The 21,272-nt window shown below is 34.1% G+C and carries 19 protein-coding genes; 1 reads left to right on the forward strand and 18 read right to left on the reverse strand.

Annotation, left to right across the window (positions count from 1 at the left end; genetic code table 11):
- Window positions 1–425: 425 nt before the first annotated feature.
- Window positions 426–887 carry a VanZ family protein gene (locus tag M3226_RS04145; protein WP_251562869.1) on the forward strand — a complete coding sequence of 154 codons (462 nt, stop codon included), beginning with the start codon at window positions 426–428 and terminating at the stop codon, window positions 885–887.
- 65 nt (window positions 888–952) lie between these two features.
- Here the strand turns inward: M3226_RS04145 and M3226_RS04150 are convergent, their stop codons facing one another.
- The 18 genes from M3226_RS04150 to M3226_RS04235 form a co-directional block, all read right to left on the reverse strand.
- Window positions 953–2,044 carry a nucleotidyltransferase domain-containing protein gene (locus M3226_RS04150; protein ID WP_251562870.1) on the reverse strand — a complete coding sequence of 364 codons (1,092 nt, stop codon included), beginning with the start codon at window positions 2,042–2,044 and terminating at the stop codon, window positions 953–955.
- Window positions 2,045–2,061: 17 nt separating this feature from the next.
- A complete protein-coding gene (locus tag M3226_RS04155) occupies window positions 2,062–3,867 on the reverse strand; it encodes an ABC transporter ATP-binding protein (protein ID WP_251562873.1) in 1,806 nt (601 codons plus the stop codon).
- Window positions 3,868–3,885: 18 nt separating this feature from the next.
- The gene (locus M3226_RS04160) at window positions 3,886–4,344 is read right to left on the reverse strand and encodes a signal peptidase I (protein WP_251562875.1); all 459 of its coding nucleotides are present in this window, start codon (window positions 4,342–4,344) and stop codon (window positions 3,886–3,888) included.
- Complete coding sequence (locus tag M3226_RS04165) at window positions 4,334–4,609, reverse strand: PqqD family protein (RefSeq protein ID WP_251562877.1); 276 nt, start codon at window positions 4,607–4,609, stop codon at window positions 4,334–4,336. The genes M3226_RS04160 and M3226_RS04165 overlap by 11 nt, the downstream gene beginning before the upstream one ends.
- Window positions 4,606–5,388: a hypothetical protein gene (locus M3226_RS04170; protein WP_251562879.1), complete on the reverse strand. Its 783-nt coding sequence runs from the start codon at window positions 5,386–5,388 to the stop codon at window positions 4,606–4,608. Before M3226_RS04170 ends, M3226_RS04165 begins: the two co-directional genes overlap by 4 nt.
- 80 nt (window positions 5,389–5,468) lie before the next feature.
- Entirely contained in the window at window positions 5,469–5,729 is a 261-nt protein-coding gene (locus tag M3226_RS04175; protein ID WP_251562881.1) for a hypothetical protein, read from the reverse strand.
- Between the two features lie 203 nt (window positions 5,730–5,932).
- Complete coding sequence (locus M3226_RS04180) at window positions 5,933–6,817, reverse strand: glycosyltransferase family 2 protein (protein ID WP_251562883.1); 885 nt, start codon at window positions 6,815–6,817, stop codon at window positions 5,933–5,935.
- Between the two features lie 6 nt (window positions 6,818–6,823).
- A complete protein-coding gene (locus M3226_RS04185; RefSeq protein ID WP_251562886.1) occupies window positions 6,824–7,930 on the reverse strand; it encodes a glycosyltransferase family 1 protein in 1,107 nt (368 codons plus the stop codon).
- A gap of 14 nt (window positions 7,931–7,944) precedes the next feature.
- Window positions 7,945–8,943 (reverse strand): SDR family oxidoreductase, encoded by a 999-nt coding sequence (locus M3226_RS04190; protein ID WP_251562888.1) that lies wholly within the window; start codon window positions 8,941–8,943, stop codon window positions 7,945–7,947.
- 1 nt (window position 8,944) lies between these two features.
- A complete protein-coding gene (locus tag M3226_RS04195) occupies window positions 8,945–10,327 on the reverse strand; it encodes a nucleotide sugar dehydrogenase (RefSeq protein WP_251562890.1) in 1,383 nt (460 codons plus the stop codon).
- A gap of 3 nt (window positions 10,328–10,330) precedes the next feature.
- Window positions 10,331–11,425 carry a glycosyltransferase family 4 protein gene (locus M3226_RS04200; RefSeq protein ID WP_285857716.1) on the reverse strand — a complete coding sequence of 365 codons (1,095 nt, stop codon included), beginning with the start codon at window positions 11,423–11,425 and terminating at the stop codon, window positions 10,331–10,333.
- A gap of 347 nt (window positions 11,426–11,772) precedes the next feature.
- Entirely contained in the window at window positions 11,773–13,908 is a 2,136-nt protein-coding gene (locus M3226_RS04205) for an exo-alpha-sialidase (RefSeq protein ID WP_251562892.1), read from the reverse strand.
- A gap of 18 nt (window positions 13,909–13,926) precedes the next feature.
- Window positions 13,927–15,609, reverse strand: coding sequence for a NosD domain-containing protein (locus tag M3226_RS04210; RefSeq protein ID WP_251562894.1), 1,683 nt, complete (start codon window positions 15,607–15,609; stop codon window positions 13,927–13,929).
- Window positions 15,610–16,354: 745 nt separating this feature from the next.
- Window positions 16,355–17,056 (reverse strand): HAD family hydrolase, encoded by a 702-nt coding sequence (locus M3226_RS04215; RefSeq protein ID WP_144566333.1) that lies wholly within the window; start codon window positions 17,054–17,056, stop codon window positions 16,355–16,357.
- An 80-nt stretch (window positions 17,057–17,136) separates the two neighbouring features.
- A complete protein-coding gene (locus M3226_RS04220; protein ID WP_251562896.1) occupies window positions 17,137–17,877 on the reverse strand; it encodes a 3-deoxy-manno-octulosonate cytidylyltransferase in 741 nt (246 codons plus the stop codon).
- Between the two features lie 11 nt (window positions 17,878–17,888).
- Window positions 17,889–19,496 (reverse strand): aldolase catalytic domain-containing protein, encoded by a 1,608-nt coding sequence (locus M3226_RS04225; RefSeq protein ID WP_144566335.1) that lies wholly within the window; start codon window positions 19,494–19,496, stop codon window positions 17,889–17,891.
- A gap of 50 nt (window positions 19,497–19,546) precedes the next feature.
- Window positions 19,547–20,434: a 6-hydroxymethylpterin diphosphokinase MptE-like protein gene (locus M3226_RS04230; protein WP_251562898.1), complete on the reverse strand. Its 888-nt coding sequence runs from the start codon at window positions 20,432–20,434 to the stop codon at window positions 19,547–19,549.
- A gap of 30 nt (window positions 20,435–20,464) precedes the next feature.
- Window positions 20,465–21,268 carry a 6-hydroxymethylpterin diphosphokinase MptE-like protein gene (locus M3226_RS04235; protein WP_308211927.1) on the reverse strand — a complete coding sequence of 268 codons (804 nt, stop codon included), beginning with the start codon at window positions 21,266–21,268 and terminating at the stop codon, window positions 20,465–20,467.
- Between the last annotated feature and the right edge of the window lie 4 nt (window positions 21,269–21,272).

Genomic DNA, 21,272 nt, shown 5'->3' on the forward strand with positions numbered 1-21,272 from the left:
GGTTACCTGACCTAATTCAATAAATTTAATTTTTCTAAGGGTTTTCCTTTTAATTTTTCTCTCCGTATTAAATTCCAGACCACATATACAACAATTTGAATCTTTCACAATGTGTATTTGATCTCTTTCTTCTATTAATGGATAGATCATGACTTCCCTTCTTTTCTTGGTTTTAGTTCTTTCAAGCGAACAATATAAATTCATTATAAGGAAGGTGTAGAATTTTGTAAATGAATTGAGGTTAATTTTACCAAAAAACATCTTCAGATAATAGTACTAAAGGCATAGTTCGAATTGAATCCGTTTACATATAAAATAATGAAAAATATTTGATACAAAACTATTAATCGTATCATTGTTCTTAAAAAGGAACAATGCTATGATAATATGTAGATATTCTTAAGAAAATAACAGGAGAAAAACTAATGAATTACATGGGGATAGAGAAAAATAAAAGCCACTCTCCAAAAAAACAAATTTTCATTAAAATACTATTAATTGTTTTATGGGGACTATTCTTGTTATTAAATACATGGACAGAAAGTATTGAAAAGCTTATGTATCTACATACATTCGGATTTAGATGGGTACCTCATCCTGACTTTTTATCTTTCTTTATTTTTAATGATATTACTTTGGTCCATTCTGAATTTATTAAAGTGAAATCAGGTCACTTTCTAGGCTTTGCTATTATGGACCTACTTCTTTTTAGTTTAGTAAAAAATCATAAATACTCCGTCGTAATCGCATTAATTTTTGCGTTTATCACTGAATTTCTTCAACTTTTTTTCGGAAGGGATGGCAGATTTTACGATTTAATTATTGATTCATTGGGGATTTTTTCTGTTTACTTTTTAACAAAGAGGTTTTCTCAAAAAGATAAATAGCTGGAATGAAAAAGGATGGGCAATGCTCATCCTTTTTTTGGGGTATCGGAGTCTCTTGAAGGTAGCTAATGCGGTAAAAATACTTTCATCACGGAAGTGAATCTCTTTTTATATAAAGCCATGTACATCTTGAACAACGACTTCCCATGATGCTCTTCACCAATTTCCGCAGCTAGTTCATATTTTGATGGCCAAATCAAGTTTGCCAGTTCAATTAAACTATGTTTAACTGTGTCGTAGCTGAATAACTGATAATCAATAAAGTCAATGTACTGATTTAACCCTTTTATATTCTTATACTCCCAATTGGTTTGTTTTATTTTAAATGGCAGCTCTTTTACTTTATGCAAATGAGGGAACTGGTGATAGACGATTGATAAAGTCCTCTTTAGCCGCTTTAGTGTTTTGTGCGAGGCAGCAAGTTTTAATAAGTAATCATAATCAATTTTTCCATCTAATTTGTAGATCAACTGAATAATGTCTATAAAGTATTTCGGTGAATCTAAATTATGCCGCCAACCGTGTAAGCAAATCATGTAAAATAAGTGATTTGGTGATAGCTCTTTAAGATGTTTAAAGCTGCCAACTTGTTCAGATTGATTCCATAAGTCATTTATTCGAAAGTCAGACGTGTTTTCCCTCACTATGTTCCAGTGAATTTCTACCACTAACGGCATGGTAGAACCAGGTATGGTTTTACTAAAACTACAATGAAAATGATCAGGTACCTGCTCCTCTTCAACAGTAAATCCTAAGTCTTGGATTATTTCAATTGCTCTATTAAGGTCTTGTAATCGAATTAATAGGTCAATATCCGAGGTGGCCCTTGCTCCGATATGTCCAAAATAGTTTTCAGCAAAATGAACCCCTTTAAGTGGGATAACCTCTATACTATGATTCTCAAAATTGTTTAGTATGGTATTCATTTGATTTCTGATCAAAAGATTTTGGAATAGCCCTTTTTCATAGCTTTCCTTTAAACGATTTTGAAAAAAAACAGGGGTTTGATTTAGCCTCCCCTGCTGCTTTAAAATGAAGAAAGCTTGAGATGAGATTCCTTCATTTTCGATATCCAAGAGTGCACGTGTGTAGAATCCATCTTCGAGGGGCATGCCAGTGTTTTGATCATATAGTAATGTAACCATCTCTAAACTCACGGCTCTCACCCCCCATTCTATTTTGCAACTAAAGGTAAAGTATTTTCATTTTTTGAACTAAATGATGACTCATAAAGTTTTCGATATAAACCAATTTGCTTTATTAGTTCATTGTGAGTTCCTTGTTGAACTATTTCCCCTTGGTCCATAACCATAATGATATCTGCGTGTTGAATTGTGGACAAACGGTGGGCAATAATAATCGTGGTTCGGCCTTTCATTAATTCCTCCAACGCCTCTTTTATATAATACTCGGTTTCTCCATCTAAGGCAGAAGTAGCTTCATCCAGTAACAGGATTGGGGCATCTTTTAAAATCGCTCTTGCGATTGCTATACGTTGTTTTTGACCCCCGGATAGTTTAATTCCGTTTTCACCAATTTCTGTGTCGTATCCTTTAGGCAAAGACAGGATGAAGTCATGAATTTCAGCCCGAATAGTTGCTTCTACCATTTCTTTTTCAGTTATGTCGGGACGGGAAATCAGCAAATTCTCTTTCACCGTTCCTGAAAAAAGAAAGGTCTCCTGTGGAACAAGAGCAATTGAACTTCTTAATTCAGATGCCGATAACTCCTTAAGTGATTTTTCGGCAATGAGAATGTCACCTGATTGCGGTTTATAAAATCCCTGAAGAAGATTAAATAGCGTACTCTTCCCAGCACCACTAGGACCAACTAAAGCAACTACCTTTCCTTCTGGAATTTCGAGATTAAAATGTTCAAATATCTGTTTATTTTCCACATAGCTGAAAGTAACATTTCGAAATTCAATTTTTCCGTTAACACAGCTATTTTGCGAAAAGGATGGAAGTTCTTTTACGTCTGCTTTTTTTTCTAAAACATCTAGTACTCTCTCAAGCGCAGCAACTGAGCGTTGAAAGCCTGCCCAAACATTGGCCATCCCTGTAATTGGATAGAATAAATGGGTGACTAGGTTTAAAAAAGTTAATAATGCACCAACTGTAAGAACCCCTTTGGAGACAAAAAGTGCCCCAATAGATAGATTGATAATAAAAGTAATGGAACCAATGATTTGTTCACCCGTATTATACAGGCTTTGTAGTTTCGCATTATCTAATTCTAATTGATATAGTTCTTGATTTTGTTTTACATACTTCTTATAGCGCTGCTTTTCTAGTGTAAATGAGCGAATAACAGTAAATCCATGGAACGTTTCATTTAAGAGACTATTGATATTACCTACTAAACGGTGAATTAATCTGCCATTTTTCCGAAGCATTAAGCCAAATACCAAACCAGAAATTGCTGCAATCGGTGCGATTATCAGGCTTACTAAGCATAGTGTAAGATTAATATTCACTAAATACACAAATACAACAATATAAATAATCGGTAATCTAATCAGGCTAATCAGGCTGCTTCCGATCACTCCATCTACACCATGAATATCATTGGAAAAGTGGGACATTAATTCACCGGAACGATAATTGGACACCTCTCCAGAAGGTAATCTTAATATATGGTTAAAAAAGTGGTTTTTTAGATCCATTTTTACTCCATTGGTCGCGATCATATTAAAGAAGGTATAAGATACACTAGAACCGATACTCATTAAGATAAGGAGTGCTCCATAGGGAATAAAGGATAAAATTTGTTTATAACCACCATGAATGGCTGCATCTGTAATCTCCCCGTAAAATTTGGCGAATGCAATGGTTAGATATATATCCAATCCTAATAAAAGAAGAATGGCAACATATGCCTTCCACCTTTTGAGAATATAAGGCAGGACAAAGGAAAAGACCCTGCGAATATCCTTCATCGAGAAATATTGAATCATAAGCGATTTCATCTGATCTTTCATGGTAAGGACACTCCATCATTAATTAAAATGTAGTTTTAACTTTCTATTCAAATAGTTTCGTAGAATACCTGATAGGAAGGGAAAAGAAAGGATTAATTTCCCCCAGATTCTAACGATAAAATGATCTGCAGTGATCTTGAATTGTTTTTTTTGGACTGTTTCCAGTTTTCCAAGTATCCAATGTTCTTCAATCGGTTGGTCAAAACCAAGGTTTGTGTCTCCCTTTAGTAAAAATAACGATTGATTCTTTACGCTCGTAGTTCCAACAAAACGATGAGCAATCAATTGACCTGTTTGTGAATAATATAGAATAACATCGCCTTTTTTTAATAATGAAGGTTTACATGGGACAAATCGACAGAGATTTCCCTTCTGGATATAAGGAAACATACTATTACCAGAAGCAGGGAGCTCCAGCCAGCCATCCTTATTTATGGCTTTTTTTAATAAAGTAAAAGTATGAATATCAATCAGCATATTGAATCAACCCGTACAGAAGAAGATTCTCTATAAATTCTTCTATATCCTTTTTAACCTGGGTCGGGTTTTCCTGGATGGAAAACCTCTCAATCAAGTTTTTTGAAAGTGTTTCAACCGTTTGAGCTTCCTTTAATTTTGACCAGCAGAATCCACCTACATTATTTAACTTCGTAATGGTAAACTCATCGGTATTTAGAATAATAAATTCATCATCAAGTTCAGTTGTTTCATAATTTCCTTTTTGAATATATTGAGTCATCATGATATTAACTCCCAAAATGTGTTGTTTTTTTGAAAATGAAGCTCATAGGCTGGCACTTGCTTAACTAACTGTGTCATTAGCTTCATAATTGTTTTGACCTCATCTTGACTCTGCGGCCAAAAAAATACTTTATCCATTAAGTGAAGCAGGCCATCGGATTTTTCCAATCTGACTCGTTTATTTTGAAGCGCTTGGAAAAGGATTTGAATACTTGCTAATTCGACATTTCCCTTAAATGGTCCAGCATCTAGTTCGCTTCGGAATGGCGAATTAAATACGGAGACTTCATTAGAAGTTATTTTAACAAGTGAGGCTTCATCTGATAGAAGATGCCTTGGATAAGAAAGTTTTGCTGCTGTTGATTTTCCTGCACCAGAATGCCCTGCAAATAAGTGGGCTTTGCCATGTTCAAGGACACATGAAGAATGGATTAACAGACCCCAGTTGTGATGAACAATAAAAGAACTATACAAATTAGTTAAGGCGTGTTTTAACGCGAAGTCATCATAAACTGATATAGTTGCAGATTTATATTCTGAATCAACATCGATTAAATAATCCGCTCTGGAGTAGATGACTCTATTATTCTTTTTGGTGATTTCCACTTCATAATCTTGGAAAGGAACACCGTAACCATCTTTAATTTTAATAATTAGATCGACGGTTTGATTTTCATCATCCTCGAAAACATAGAAATTTTGTAACATTTTATATATACTGCCTGATTTAGATACTATACGAATCAAATGGTCGCCTATTTTTGTTTGAATTACTCTCATATTGGGCTCCTAATAATAAGATCCTTTATTGATAGAAGGGAAGTAAGATGAATATTCACCTATCTTCCCACCTTAGTCAATTAAGGGTTAACATTTGGATTGCATTGACCGACACCAATATTTCCATTGCCGTTGCCATTACCGTTATTATTTCCATTTCCAGCGGTTCCAGCTCCGCATGGCTGTGGGTTTGGATTTGTTTCTGCAGGAAACTTTATCCCTCCATTTCCATCGGAATCTGGACTTTTCCCTTTTCCGGGATTCCAGCTATGTCTGGTTTCAAACTGGAGTGGTTGGTGGCTTAAAACCAATGGTTTCTTATAAGCCTTTTCAGCAATCATAAAAATCACCTCCTTATCAATACTTGTTCTTTATATTGAACATTCAATCAAAAAATAAACCTTTACTTTAAAGTAATAGGCTAGTCATAGTCTTATTAATATACAAATTAAATATAACGTAAAATATATTCTTTTTAAAGAACAACAATTCGACAATATCTTCATTTTCCATCCTTAGTACAGTTAAAATCAAACCGTATCCCTTATTTATCTATAGCTTTAACGGTAATATATTTATTTAGGATAATACCAAATGGTAATGCGGCAATTGTCAGTAGTTTTTTAGGTGATTGCCTTAAAATACTTTTGCTTTTGGCAAAGATGCAACAAGATACATAATGGATTGCCTGCTTAAATTTGAATAACATTGGAGTGTCTGGCAGTTTCATCATTTCCATTCGATAAAATCTAAAACCATTTGGACTATTTTTATATTGTTTTAATATATTCTTCGATGATCCATCAGGTAGATACTCCACACAACAAAGCGCTTCATTCATTAATAGTAGTTCATATTCCTGGTCTAGCATGTAATATTTATATGAGAGAGGAACTAACTTTTCGTTAGGATAAAGGGGATAAGGATATTTCTTAGTTATTTTCGTTTGATAAACCAGCTTTTTATCCCCTTTGACTCCGTATTTATTATATAGATTAAATAGTGTCGAGGTTTTAATATCCTTTGGCAGTTCCGTCCCTATTATTTCCCCACTGGTATTGCAATCAAGGCCAACAATACCACCTATTTGCTCATCACCATTTTCTTTCCAGAAAGTCACTATTTTTTCAACTGCATTGTCTGGCATATAATCATCACTATCGATACAAACATTTAATTCTGTATCAATCATACGATAGGCAGTATTATGAGCTCCATGCATCCCTTGGTTTTCTTGGCGATAATATCTAATTGAAATAACTTTGTCCTCTATCCACCCCTGAACTAATTCTTCTGTATTATCAGAAGAACCATCATCGATAATTAACCAAATAAAATCCTTATTTGATTGTTCTTTAAGGCTTTCATATAATTTATGAAGTGTATATGCCCTATTAAATGTTGGGGTAAATATCGTTAATATTGGCATGAATTATTACCTCGCATTTGATAAGTAAAAATCTTGCAGCCATTCTGCTGCAATTTTTATATCATATCCTTTTTCTCTTAGCATTTTGAGTTTGGAAGTATTATTTATTTTTTTCGACTCAATTTTATCTAGTTCATTAACCCACAAATCTTTATTTGTTAGGTTTAAAAACTTGATTAAGCCTAAACCCAAGTCAACCTCATTAGTGATCTGATCTGAAATTAAACAAGGTTTTCCTGCTGCTTGTGCTTCGATAAGTGTTACTGGTAAACCTTCATGTAACGATGGGAATAAAAAAATGTCAAAGGCCTGAAGTATTTGATGAATATCACTTCTAACTCCTAGGAACCTTACCTTGTCTTGTATATTTAACTCTTTAACTCTTTTTTCGATTTCCTTTCGTAATACCCCGTCACCACATAATAATAAGACTGAATTAGGTTTTCTCTTTACTAAATCAGCGAATACTTCAACTAAGAACTTATGATTTTTCTGCTTATTGAATCTGCCAATATGCCCAATTACTAGTTGGTCGCTAATCCCTAATTCTTTCCTTTTCAACATTCTAACCTCAGATGAGTAAGCAAACTTTTCAGGTTCTATTCCATTGTTAAGTAATTTAGCTTGATCAGATTTATTGCCAAATAACCACTTAGCAGCGGCTTGGGAACAGGCAAAGGTATAATCAGAATTAGCAGGAATAAATAATCCTGAGTACCATTTATATCCCTTGGTAAGAAACCCACCTTCAGCATTAGTATTATGACTGTGTGAAATACAACACTTTACTCCACATTTCTTTGCAGCCCTAACTACGATTCCACTCATCTGATTTAGATGAGAATGCACTATTAAATAATCACTATGTTTGGTGAAGAAATCTTTAAGGGATTTAATATAACCAAAATGTCCGACTTCGTTAATATATGGAATTCGATGTATTGTGCCTCCTAGTTCCTTGATTTCACTATCAAATACACCTTCTCTGCATGTTAGAAAATCGAATTGAACTTTTGAACGGTCGATATTCCGATATAGATTCATAATTAGTGTTTCGGCACCGCCTCTATTCATGTTAACTACAACATGGAGAATTCTAATTGGCTTACTCATTCACTCCACTCCTACTAGATACTGGCACCTGTTCTAGCACCCAGATTGTTCTTATACCATTCTATAGCTTCTTCAATCCCCCGCTCAAAACTCCATTCTGGTTCATACCCCAGCATCTCAATCGCTTTTGAGATATCAGCATTACTATGCTTAATATCTCCTTTTCTATCAGGACCAAATGTTGGTTGAATATCCTTTCCTAATGCATTTAATAAGTGAGTATAGATATCAATTAAAAACTCTCTTCCACCAAAGGCGATATTAAAAGCCTGTCCAGCAGCTTCACTAGTTGCATTACATGCCTTTAAATTAGCCTCAATTACATTTTCAATATATGTAAAGTCCCTGCTTTGCATCCCATCTCCATTAATAGTCGGACTTTCATCATTTAGTAGTTGTTTAATAAATTTCGGTATAACAGCTGCATAAGCTCCATTAGGGTCCTGTCTTCTCCCAAATACGTTGAAATAACGTAAACCATATGTATCGAGTCCGTATAATTTGGTAAATAACTTTCCGTATTCTTCATCTACCTTTTTGGTCAGTGCATAAGGAGATAACAAATTGCCTTCCCGGCCTTCTTTTTTAGGTAGATTAGGTTCATCACCATATACAGATGAACTTGAAGCATATACAAATTTCTTAACGCCATTCTGCCTGGCAGCCTCCATCATATTTAAAGTGCCTTTAATATTAATTTCTTCATACACTAATGGCATTTCAATACTTCGTGGGACACTTCCCCATGCTGCTTGGTGAAGAACATAGTCTATACCTTCACATGAACTTATGCATGTTTCTAGGTTACAAATATCCCCTTCTAAAAATTCATAGTTGGGGTGATTTAAAAATTGCTCTACATTTTCTTTTTTTCCCGTGGAATAGTTATCGAGCCCTCTAACTTGATAACCAAAATTCAATATAGCCTCGACTAAATTGGATCCGATAAATCCAGCCGCTCCTGTAACTAAAAATCTTGATCCCTCTGGAAATTTAATATTTTGATATCCCACTTTATAACCTCCAATAAATAAAGCCAGCATTCTCTGCTTCTGTTCGATTAAATACTCCCTTAATATCCATTAATACATTACTTCCAACTACTGTATTAAACTCAGATGTGGCAGCTACTTCATTCATAGCTTCAGAATGAATAAACGTTTGCCCTGACGATCTAAACATTCTTTTTACATCATCTAATTTAATAGATTTAAATTCTTCATGCGGTACCGCAAATATCACGGCGTCCATCTCTTTGATTTCATGTGCCTCACATGGATTAATTCTGTATTCATGCCAAAGATCGTCTTTATCTGCCAGAGGATCCACTACTTTTACTTCAACACCGTACTCTTCTAATTCCTTGATTACATCTACTACTTTTGTATTCCGGACATCTGGACAGTTCTCCTTAAAGGTAACTCCGAAGATCGCCACTCTTGAACCATTAATTTGTTTATTTGCCTTAATCATTTTCTTTACAATACTTTCAGCAACATACTTACCCATATCATCATTTATTTTTCTTCCTGATAGGATAATTTGAGAATAATAGCCCATTTGTTCCGCTTTATATGTAAGATAGTATGGATCTACACCAATACAGTGACCCCCGACAAGACCCGGTGAAAATTTAAGAAAGTTCCATTTGGTTCCTGCTGCCTCTAGCACAGAACTTGTATCAATTCCCATTTTATTAAAAATAATGGAAAGTTCATTCATAAATGCAATATTAATATCCCGTTGAGAATTTTCAATAACCTTAGCTGCTTCAGCTACTTTAATACTCTCTGCTCTATAAACTCCAGCCTCTACAACTAATTCATATACTTTGGCCACAATTTCAAGTGTCTCATTATCCATACCAGAAACAACTTTTATAATTGTTTCTAATCGGTGTTCTTGATCCCCAGGATTAATTCTTTCCGGAGAATAGCCAACTTTAAAATCAACTCCACACTTTAACCCGGATTCTTTTTCCAAAATCGGAACACAAATCTCCTCTGTTACTCCTGGATAAACAGTGGATTCAAAGACAACAATCGAACCTTTGGTTAAGTTTCTACCGAGAGTTCTGCTTGCTGATTCAACTGGTGTTAAATCGGGTGTCCGGTCTTCTTTTACCGGTGTTGGTACTGCTACAATATGAAACTTTGCTTCCCGAAGCCTTTTTTCATCGGAAGTAAACTCAACTGTGGTATTTTTAATTACTTCGTTTCCTACTTCTTTTGTGGGATCAATACCATTCTTATATAGATTGATTTTATCTTTATTCACATCAAATCCTATTACATCCACTTTTTTAGCAAAGGAAACAGCAATCGGCATCCCAACATAACCAAGTCCAACTAATGATATTTTTTCTTCTCTATTAACAATCCTTTGATATAAATTCATTATTTATCCCCCTAACACATTGTTAATTTCATCTATATATGCTTTAATCACAATTTTGCGGTCATATTCCTTTTCCATCTTTTTACGTCCGGCGATGCCCATGGCCTTTTTCTGATTATATGGCAGATTAATAAACTTAATAATTGCTTCAACTAAACTATCAACGTTCCTTACTTCAAAACCCAAACCACTTACATCTTCATCAAATGTTTCTCTACAGCCAGGTACTCTTGAAGCCAACACTGGACGGCCAGAAGAGGCGGATTCGAGCAGTACATTAGCTGTGCCCTCATGATAAGAAGGAAGGATTGTGGCATGAGATTTTTTAATAAATGAATGGATATCCTTTTGTTGACCGTGATAATTAATAATGCCCAATTTACTTAACTCAACTAATTGTTCATGGTAGTTTTCTTCGCAGCTGCCAACTAAGTCAAATTGTGTGTTTGGAAATTTATTTTTGACGGTCTTTGCTGCGTGTAGTAGTTCTTCTATCCCCTTTGCTTTCATTATTCGTCCAATAAAAAGGAAATTGTTCCTTTCTTGATCCTCAGGAAATTCCTCAAGAGGATGATGTTCCAAATTTACACCCGAGCCAGGGATTAGCTTTGTCTTACTACTTATAATATTTTGACTTCGAAAGAACTTTAAATTCGTTTCATTTTGAAAAAACAGACAAGATGCTTTTTTTAATCCCAACTTATAAAGGTATAAGGTGATTTTTTGAATGACACCATTATTTTCAAGGGATGTACCCAACCCAGTTATGTTTGTAATATACGGTGTGTTTGTTACTCTACATGCCAGACCACCATATACATTGGGTTTAATTGTATAGGTTAAAACAACATCCGGCTTAATTTTTCTAATAATGCTTATGTAATGAAACAAAAGCTTTACATCTTTAATTGGATTGGTCCCACGACGTTCCAACTGAGAATCTACGAATTTACATCCCAAACTTTTTAGTTTTGGAACATATTCATCATTCGGTAACGAAATATAAACTTCTTTTTTTTGATTTATTAGTTCGCCTAATAATTCTTTTCTGAAGTTATACAACCCCATACCGAAGTTAGCTAAAACAAGAATTTTCATTATTAGAACTCCCTATCCAAAAGCCAACATAAGGTCGGCGACTATAAATATCAACTTCTGTCAATGCAAACAACATCCTCTTTTTATCGTTCATTAAATAGAACGTTAAATTTAAAAAAATCGAGAGGCCTTTATTCTTTAACGCAAGTTCCTCCCTAATTTCTATAAATTATATAAAATTTATTAAATTGCGCAAAATGCAGGTTCTTTATTAAGAACATTGATATGAATATCATATTACCTTAAGGAAATATAGTCAACTCTAATTTTATGACTTATATTTTTTTTTCTAATAAAAAAAGGCCTATAATCAGCCCTCTAAATCATCGCTTTATTTCTGATATTCTTTAGCTATCCCACTCACCGAACTTTACTTCGTAGATATTACCGCTAGTACTTCCATGTATGGCATAAATTTTTGTGGTATCTAAAGTACCGATCACATTGGTTAGATATGTGTAGTTAATTACGTTTGTTGAATCAAATGGGAATGTTTTAACGGCAACTTCGTTATCATTAACAAATGCTTTCATTTTTCCCCCCCAATATTCAAATCTAAAATCATAAAGTGTATTACGATTTAATCCGTATGATGGACCTATTTTGTAAATACCATGACCAACTCCATTTATAACAGCACCAACAACAGGTAAGCCAACTGATTCGTTACCAACCGTTCCTTTATAAGCAATTGCAAAATTAGGTTTTAACGTTGTAATAGACATCCCCCAAGCGGTGCCGTTCCAGTTATAAGTAGTTCCATTCGCATCAGTTCTTAATTGGTTATAACTAGGGGATGAATTCCCCCAACTTGTTTTACCAGTAAAATCTTGATCATTAATCAATAGTATTTTTTCAACTTTAGCACTATATTGTTTTGTCCACATAAGTGTTCCTGTTGGCGGGTTAACTACACCACCAGCTCCAGTCCCACCAGTGCTTATTTGCGATACTACATATTGAAGACTAGCCAAATCTGTCCTTAAATTAGAGATTATATATTCAATATATTTTCCACTATAGCTAAAGATAGAGGACTTTGCACCATCACGGTTTTTGTAAGAAACATACCCTAGGCCCCCTCTTATAAACCAATAATTAACATCAGCATAGGAATTTTCAGATTCGTCCATATACATTAACAATAACCTCTTTTTATCATCAATCGAAACACATGGGGAATGAAAGTCTTCGCTATTTGATGCATTTGCATAAACAGTTGTTTCTTTTAACGTAAAGTTATCATTGAGAGCATTCTCAATTGTTGCAATATAGTGAGTTATACTACCTGATTGTCCAGTGTTCACACTAGCAGTCGTTGAATAATATCTTGAGGCTGCGAATACCTCTACAACGCCATCATGAACATATGCAGTAGCTCCTGACGCGTTCATATTAAGAATAGAAGTAGAATTTTTATAATTTGTCCATGTTGCCCCGTTATCAGCAGAAAACGAGATTAGAGCAGGTTCAGGAGCACTACCAGCAGGTGCTCCGCCAGTGGTTCTTCGTGCAAGACTGATTAGTTTGTTAGGTGATACTTCTATAATACAAGGCTCAGCGCTAGTCGTGCCGCTAGGATAACTAGTACCTACAGGTACAAATGTCCAATTGCCCCCATTGTCATCCGAATACATGAGTTTTCCACGAACTTCAGATTGTGCTCCAAACCCGCAAATCAATCTACCGTTAGATAATTTCGTAATTCCCCAAATATTGCTAGAAGTTGTTAAACTATTGCTGGGACTTACTACTATTCTCCCCTGGTTTACCCAAGTCTCCCCACCATCAACCGACGTAATTCTGTGATAAATACCATCTTTTCTAAGGAGATACATATAGGTTCCATCTTCGAATACCATAAAGTTATTAGCGGAAGTTACATCAAACGTGACCGGATTCCCGCTAGAATCAACCACTGAAATAAGCTTTGGTGTGATGGATAAAAGTGTATCAGGATTAATCGTACAAAAATATTGGTTTAACATAGAAAATACGTGAGCATTAGCCCCGTTAATTAGAACAACGTAAACCCCTCTTGTTTTATCAAATTGTAGATTGCTAGGACACCACGCATTATACTTTGCTGGTGGATTAAATAATTCACCTATTGGCTCAGTTTTATAAACCTCTAATGCAGTTCTGCCTGTACTACCAGAAACAGATATAGTACCATCACTACCTACAGTAATACCGTTACCTACCTTTACCCCGCCCAATGTAGTTGTACTAGCTTTAGGCAATGTGTAGGCAGAGGGTATAAGGGGTTTGTTTAGTAAATCATTATAACTACCGGTAGTTGCTACTGTAGAAAAACTTGGCTTACCTGAAATGTTTGCCCATGAAAAGTTATTTACTAAAACATTTCCTCCAGCTGTACCAATGTAAAGTTCTTTTGTGTCCAAACAAAAACCAAACTCACCCTCACTTAAAACTGGTAGATCCGCTTTTAATCCTCTGCGGATTTGAATTTTTTCTGTCATGTTCTCAACCCTCTTATTTTATAATAAATTGTTATTAATAAGGTGAACTTCATAGGCTGCATCTGGGTGGTTCTTCCCTGTGGTATAAAGAATTTCTTTAAGTGTATTTTCCGCGAAATATGAATCTCCTTGAGTTCCTAGGTGCATATTAAACTGCCCTGCTGTGCCACCCTTGCCATTAAATGAATTCCGAAAAATCCGCCAATTTTGCGTTCTTTCCCATATATATATATAGGATTTATTAAAGGTGTTATCAAAAATGGAGTGGTTTGCTCCTGCTGTCGTAACAATACCTAATGTGGAGTCAAATGTATTGTTCTTTACGATATCGCCCACCATTGCATCCCAGCCATCTTCCCAGACAATATCACACCCCGGTAATCTTCCACCATTACCTGAGAATGAATTTCCTGATATAGTCCAATCTTGTCCACCAGTCATTGCTAATCCTGAAGTCCAACTGTCTGAAAGGATAGAGTTTTTAATAAAACATTTACGAGGTATTCCTAATGTTCGGATAAAAGCAACTGCATCTTTATAATCTGTATCACCCGAATTAGGGGCAGTATCTTGATATACAACAATCTTTGCATAATATGCATTTTGAGGCTTATCGTAGCAGTAATATTGCCAGTTGTAAGGTTGGACTTCTATGAATTGATGATTGATATCATAAAAGTAAATGCTATATAATCGTGATCGCAAGAATCGATAATCCCAATAGCCTTGATTATAGCCCACCATAAAATAGTTTCCTAAACGTGATATATCAACAAAGTTAGGTGTGCGGAAATGATAAGTAACGATATTATCATCATTAACACCTGAATTATCAATATTACCCGGTTCAAAATTGGAATAGGTAAACCAAGCATCACCAGTGCCATCTTTCATGCGTTTTGTTGATGTTTTGACATTAAAACCAGGTGATTTACTAAAAGTGCATAATTCAATCCCGGATTTATAGGCATCACCAATGAGTAAAGAAACACAATCTTCATGCGATCCTGCAATAGTTGTAAAGTCCCTTTCTCCATAAACATGTGCGTTAATAAACTTTGTATATTGGACGTTATCCAATTTAAACATTTCATAACCTGTCGATGTTTTAGTACTAATTTCAATGTTTATCTTGGAATTGTTAAAGTCAATTATCATATTGCTAGGGAAATTAACTGTTCCTGCCATCGGTGTAACTAGATAGGTTCCATATGGGAATACAATCTTTTTATACTCCATTGACTTGGCGAAGGTTAAAGCATTAATAATACCATTTGTAGTTTCAGTTGAATGAGTATTATCTAAATAAATATCATATCTTGAAGCTGTTACGTAATATATATCTGTTGGTGCTATGGTTTGTGTTATTGGCTCTTTAACCTCAACTTTAAAACTCTTAGAATATATTCTTGTAGGATCATAAGCTGTAATAGTTGAAGTTCCTTGCGAAATACCTTCTATAACCCCATAATTTATCGTGCATACTTCAGGGTTCGATGTTTCCCATTCAACTATATTGCTGTCCATCACATCATATGGGTATATTGTAGCCATAGCGGAGAAGTTTTCTCCTACTTCAAGGATCTCAATGCTTTTATTTATAGACATGCCTGGAAATATTCCACCATCTATTAGTTCTATTTTAAATGTTCCGCAATCCACTAATGAATCCGGAGTTTCTGTAAATAATCCACCATCCACTAAAATTCACCTCCATCATCTTTTACTGTACTGATTGATTGCTCTAAATAATTAGTTAAAGTTTGTCCCACCAACGCTTGTACTTGTTACTGATTCTATGCTTGTCCTGCTTTTTGGACTAGTCTGACTATATCTCCACCTTTTGCTAATGATATCTTAGCATCGCTCAAAAATACCACTTTTAGTTCTACCATCAAAGAAGTAAACCCTAAGCATTAGCATTTAAGGTGGCTGCTAATCAAATCTTTTTGTGATTAATTATATATATATGAATATTAGGATATTTTGTGATTATTTATATACAACTTCCAAACATGGAAATATACAATAAAGATTTATTATTAAATTAAATTGTTCTGTGTTTGTTTCCCAGGAATCTACTGAATATTTATGTTTTAGATTAATTTACTTGAATGTAAAAAATTCACACCTTATAACGGAAAGTGTAGAACATTTTAATATAAAATTATCAAGTAAAAAACATTATTCCTTAAGTCTTCCTGATTTTATTAAATATAATTGATGATTTGATATATACGACCATGTATCAACGGGGACTTCGACTACATTAGCAATACAAGAGACTATCTCCCCCATTGTATTCATATGAGTGAAAACGATATAAGAAAAGGTATGCTAAGTGAGGAAAAACGGGAATTGGAATTGACGAGATTATAGGATAAAGGAAGAGAAAGTTACCCCACCTTTTAATAAGAAGAGTGGGGATAATCTATAACAAAAGTTTTCAAATAGGAACATACTTTGTGTTTTCAGATTTATGACTACTATAAATAAGGTCTTTAAGTGTACTAATAACCTTTTTAGATTCTTTTCTACATATGAGATCTTGTTCTTCAGACTGGACTGTATATCTTGACATATAAACAAAATCTATATCATGTTCTTTTGCCGTTTTCATATCTGAAAATGCATCGCCTATAAAAACGGCCTTTTTGTCAGGATGATTTTTCAATATAATGGATGTACACTCTAGTTTAGTTTTCGGAGATCCAAATATTCCGTTAAAATATTTGCTTAGATTTCTTTCCATAAAAACTTCATTCAGTTCTTTCTCATCACTTCCAGAAGCTACATATAAGTTTTTATTTTGGTTAGATAACTCTGACAGTAAATTTTCACAGCCCGGCGTAATGTCTGCATATTCATAAATTTCTTTGCAAATCTTTGCAAAATTGTTTAAAAAGATTTTATACTTTTCTTCTTGAAAAGGCTCGTTTGCAAAGTCACTTAAAAACTCTTTAAATTTTACATATCTTGAGATTCCAAATGTCTTTCTACAATAGTTAACAAAGGTGTCAACAATTTCAGAAGAGTAACCTCCTACAGCTTTACCAAACGCTTCACATTTTAAAAGATTTACATCAATTAGTACTCCATCACAATCAAAGATGATGATATCATATTGGCTTAAAAAAGGTGTTTTCATTTTTTAACTCCTCTTTATTTTTTCATATTAACAGCAGCTTATGATAACAAGTATCTAGGCCACAGATCTCTGTTAAAACGTTATACATTTAAAAGATTACGTTCACGTATAGCTGTTTCTACACGTTGAATATCATCTGGAGTATCAACAGCAATAGAATCGTTAGAAAGTTCCAGCATTCGAACATCCCATCCTAATTCCAAAAAGCGAAGTATTTCAATATCTTCAATACTCTCGAGTTTCGTTTTCTCTAAAACCGAAGCAAAATCTTTTAATGCCTTTCTCGGAAACGCATATGCACAAACCTGACGCCACGCTTTATCAAAACCTTGATCTTTATTAGAAGGGATAGTGGATCTCGACATATAAAGTAAGCGTCCATCTGGACGGAAGACTACCTTTGGTATTGTTGCACTTCTGAATAAACTTTCGTCGGTTATTTCACAATACCCATTTAATACTTCTCCAGGATATTTTTTTATATTAGAAATTAATAAGTCTAGGTCTTGGGGGTTGAATAATGGTTCATCACCTTGAACATTAATGAATACGTCTGCATCGATGTACTCCACACACTCTGCAATTCTATCGGTACCAGTGAGACAATTACTTGAAGTCATAATAACTTGTATTCCATATAACCTACATGTATCCCTAATTCGTTCATCATCTGTTGCAACATAGATTTTTTCAGCTGGACATGTTTTTATACATTGCTGATAAGTTCTTATAATCATAGGAATTCCAGACAATTCTATAAGGGGTTTGCCCGGTAATCTTGAAGATTGATAACGCGCCGGAATTATTACACAGTAATTCATTATTTTACCTCCTAATAAGCATAAACTGAACTGGTTCTGATATCGTATTGTGTTGGTGTAATTGAGATTAATGCTGGTGTATTGGGAACACTTGTGAAGTTTAACAACAATTTATTTACTTCACTAGTCCTAGGGTCGTCAGCTCCATAGCCATCAAACCCTGCCAGAAGAATCCTGGAAGCTTTACCACTTGTTGCAATCGCTAAAGCATATGAAAATACTAACGAATTAGGTAATACACAATGATTAGATTCAAACCTAAATGTATTTTCTTGAATGGATATACCAAAATCTAATAACTGTTTTCCTTGAAAAGCCGTTATAATGTTTTCAGATAACATTGAAGCTGGAATTACTAAAGGTTGTGGTAAAACTGAATGCATGGCACTATCTGCGAGGATTCGAACTGGATGACATGCAGCTCTAACATTAATTAAATCTGATGAAATAGATGATTGAGTATTTAATGCAATAACATAGGGCCTGTTGGTTAGTATATAATTTTCTAATGCCTTCTTATGCTTTACTATATTTGGTCCCGCGCCAATTATTAGTACTTCCTTACCTGAAATTTCATCCGCTGGTATCCAAGTGCCTGATGGATTTCCAACATAAAAGTTACGTGCAGCTTCTAATGTATTAATGTTATACTTTTTACCACCTTCTGATTTCAGATAATCAATAACAGCTAGGATATCTTCTTCGATATATCTGGAATCACTAAGCATTTCTTGTATATATGTTGGATGTATTCCATATTTACCAGAAAGATAATAAAAAGCATTTGTTCCCCAGCCACATTTTTGTTGCATTGGTTTGAAGTATGATTCTATTATTTTCATCAATGGTGTTATATTGATTTTTAAATTTCGTTGCTCTTCTAATTCAATTGCTAGATATTCTGTTTTGGCATTCCCTGGCCCTCTTCCCATTCCAGTGACTGTTCCATCTATCCATGTCACACCTTCTTCTACAGCTCTTATGGAGTTTGCTAACGCATACCCCATGTTGTCATGTGTATGAATGCCTAATGGTCCATTCCATGCTTCACGTATAGTTCGGATGATTCGGGCAGTCTCATCCGGGCTCAAGCTTCCAAGGCTATCCGCAAAATATAGAACATCTAATGGATAATGACTAGCTGCTAAGGCTAAGTTTTTTATCTCCTCATCACTTCGATCTGCAATTTGCATAAGGTTAAATCCTACCATATAACCTTTATTCTTTAACCAATTCGCTGCAGGTAGTGCTTTTTCGAATTCGTGTACATGGCAAGCTATACGAACTAAACTTACAGGTGACTCAAGTGCTGGTACGAAAAGTTTCGATAATGCCTGATCCATACCATCTGGATGCTTTAGCAAATCACTTGCATTTACCATTACACCTAATCTTAATCCCTCAGGTATTATTAAATTTTTAATAAATCTATCTGTAGTATACGCACATGCTCCTTTAAATCCATCTTTACTGAACCCTCTTAATCCTAATTCAACAAAGTCCGCAGAAATCTCACGCATTGCTTTTAAGTAATCTTGTATCATTGAAACATCAAAATCCCAAGAATTATAATATCCACCATCACGTAGTGTACAGTCTAATAACTTTATATTATTCATAATTACTCCTCCATTTATGAGAATCAAATTAAAGTTAGAGAATTGGATGGTTAAGCTAAACCTTGTCTCTTAAACTCAGTTGAAACTCCGATAAACTTACCATCATCATCAAATAAATCATCAAAATTAACACGTGGAAAAACTTCGAGGTTGCCTCCCCGGGTGGCGTTATAAATCTCAATCCCGTTTTTGTCACAATAATTCTTTGCAGCAATGAAAGCATTTGTCATTAAATCAGTATTAGTGGATGGCTTTAGCTTATCATCAAACCATGAGTTATAATAATTACTATCAAAATGATCTTTACCTAGTAATTCTTTATTGATTTCATATGTACCATCTTCTTTTCTTTTTAAAGCATAATTATTATCAACTCCAATAAGGTAAATCTTTTTGAAGCCCATATAGGTTGCCAGTTGAATATTTACATATGTTACGGTTGCCTGTGTGAATGTCTTTTTAGAAATATCATTACTAAAATTCGGTAATCCATTATTATCTTTTTTTCTATAGCTTCTTAAAAATATATTATCTGTATTAAAATACTTTTTAAGAGTGTCATAACCATAATTTGTTACTACTGCAAACAATTGTTTCTTTTCCATAGAGTTTACTTCTTTAAAAAATTTATTTGCCATTGATGAATCACTAATTGTGTAATAATAGGGCTTCCAATTTGTTCTATCTAATATTAAATTAATTCTGTTAGACGAAAATGAAGGTAATCCATCTATGCGGTTCAAATCTCTTCCAGTTAGGCTTGGGCCATTACCTATGATGAAACAGCTTTCCCCTATATGAATATCCTTGAATACTCCCACTTTTTTTTGTAGTTTACTTAATCTTCTGTTTATAAGAGGAATTCTTAAGTGGTTTTTCCATCGCCAAATAATAAAAGATAAAACATTGTTCACAGTTGTTTTTGCAATATTTAGCACAACATAAACACCTTCCATTTTAATTATCAATTAAAACAAACTATCATAATCCTTAGTCTCAAAAACATCTAAATACGAAACCCGGGTAGCATTAAATATTTTTTTTCCAGACCTTTCAAAGACAATCTTTGCTTTTTCCATTCCATAGTATATTTCATCAGGTGCCTGACCTGGTTTCTTTTCATCATTTCTAAAATAATCCTGACTAAAATAATGCTCTGAATTGCTTGCCATTTTAAGAAAAGATAAATCTCTTGTTCTGGAAACTGCATCCTTGTAATTATAATCATGGCCAATCAAATAAACTTCTGAAAATCCCATATAGAAAGCTATTTGAAGCATATGATATGAGACAGTCCCTGAAGAGTATAATGATTCCATAACTTTAGTTGAAAAAGTACCACGTTTGTCTTTATAAAGATTATTATTAAAATAAATATCTGCGTTAAGTAATTTTTTATAAACTTTTAAAGTGAATTTCTTCTGTGCCTCAACCAAATTTATTTCTTTTGCATTTTCCTCAAGTACAATGGGGTCAACAACCATATAAAATGTAGGCCTCCATGTAGTCTTGTTGAAAATTTTATAAATCTTATTAGAAGCAAATGTAAATTCACCTTTTAATCTTTCTAGATCCTCAGGTTTTAGACTGGGGCCATTTCCAATAATAAAACAGCGTTTACCCTTATATTTGTTTTTCAACCTTAGTATTTTGTAATTATTCTTAGTAAGAGGGATATTCATTTTTGAGAAAAAATTAACAATATTAAATTTAACTAAATAAAGGGAATTATAGATTCTTAATAAACTCTTCTTTATTTGGGACACCCTCATTCTT

This window comes from Neobacillus cucumis (assembly GCF_023715505.1).

Bases quoted from the DNA above. Each gene is read 5' to 3' on its own strand.
- M3226_RS04145 (WP_251562869.1), top strand. From the start codon at position 426: ATGAATTACATGGGGATAGAGAAAAATAAAAGCCACTCTCCAAAAAAA.
- M3226_RS04155 (WP_251562873.1), bottom strand. From the start codon at position 3,867: ATGAAAGATCAGATGAAATCGCTTATGATTCAATATTTCTCGATGAAG.
- M3226_RS04160 (WP_251562875.1), bottom strand. From the start codon at position 4,344: ATGCTGATTGATATTCATACTTTTACTTTATTAAAAAAAGCCATAAAT.
- M3226_RS04165 (WP_251562877.1), bottom strand. From the start codon at position 4,609: ATGATGACTCAATATATTCAAAAAGGAAATTATGAAACAACTGAACTT.
- M3226_RS04170 (WP_251562879.1), bottom strand. From the start codon at position 5,388: ATGAGAGTAATTCAAACAAAAATAGGCGACCATTTGATTCGTATAGTA.
- M3226_RS04175 (WP_251562881.1), bottom strand. From the start codon at position 5,729: ATGATTGCTGAAAAGGCTTATAAGAAACCATTGGTTTTAAGCCACCAA.
- M3226_RS04180 (WP_251562883.1), bottom strand. From the start codon at position 6,817: ATGCCAATATTAACGATATTTACCCCAACATTTAATAGGGCATATACA.
- M3226_RS04185 (WP_251562886.1), bottom strand. From the start codon at position 7,930: ATGAGTAAGCCAATTAGAATTCTCCATGTTGTAGTTAACATGAATAGA.
- M3226_RS04195 (WP_251562890.1), bottom strand. From the start codon at position 10,327: ATGAATTTATATCAAAGGATTGTTAATAGAGAAGAAAAAATATCATTA.
- M3226_RS04200 (WP_285857716.1), bottom strand. From the start codon at position 11,425: ATGAAAATTCTTGTTTTAGCTAACTTCGGTATGGGGTTGTATAACTTC.
- M3226_RS04205 (WP_251562892.1), bottom strand. From the start codon at position 13,908: ATGACAGAAAAAATTCAAATCCGCAGAGGATTAAAAGCGGATCTACCA.
- M3226_RS04215 (WP_144566333.1), bottom strand. From the start codon at position 17,056: ATGAAAACACCTTTTTTAAGCCAATATGATATCATCATCTTTGATTGT.
- M3226_RS04220 (WP_251562896.1), bottom strand. From the start codon at position 17,877: ATGAATTACTGTGTAATAATTCCGGCGCGTTATCAATCTTCAAGATTA.
- M3226_RS04225 (WP_144566335.1), bottom strand. From the start codon at position 19,496: ATGAATAATATAAAGTTATTAGACTGTACACTACGTGATGGTGGATAT.
- M3226_RS04235 (WP_308211927.1), bottom strand. From the start codon at position 21,268: ATGAGGGTGTCCCAAATAAAGAAGAGTTTATTAAGAATCTATAATTCC.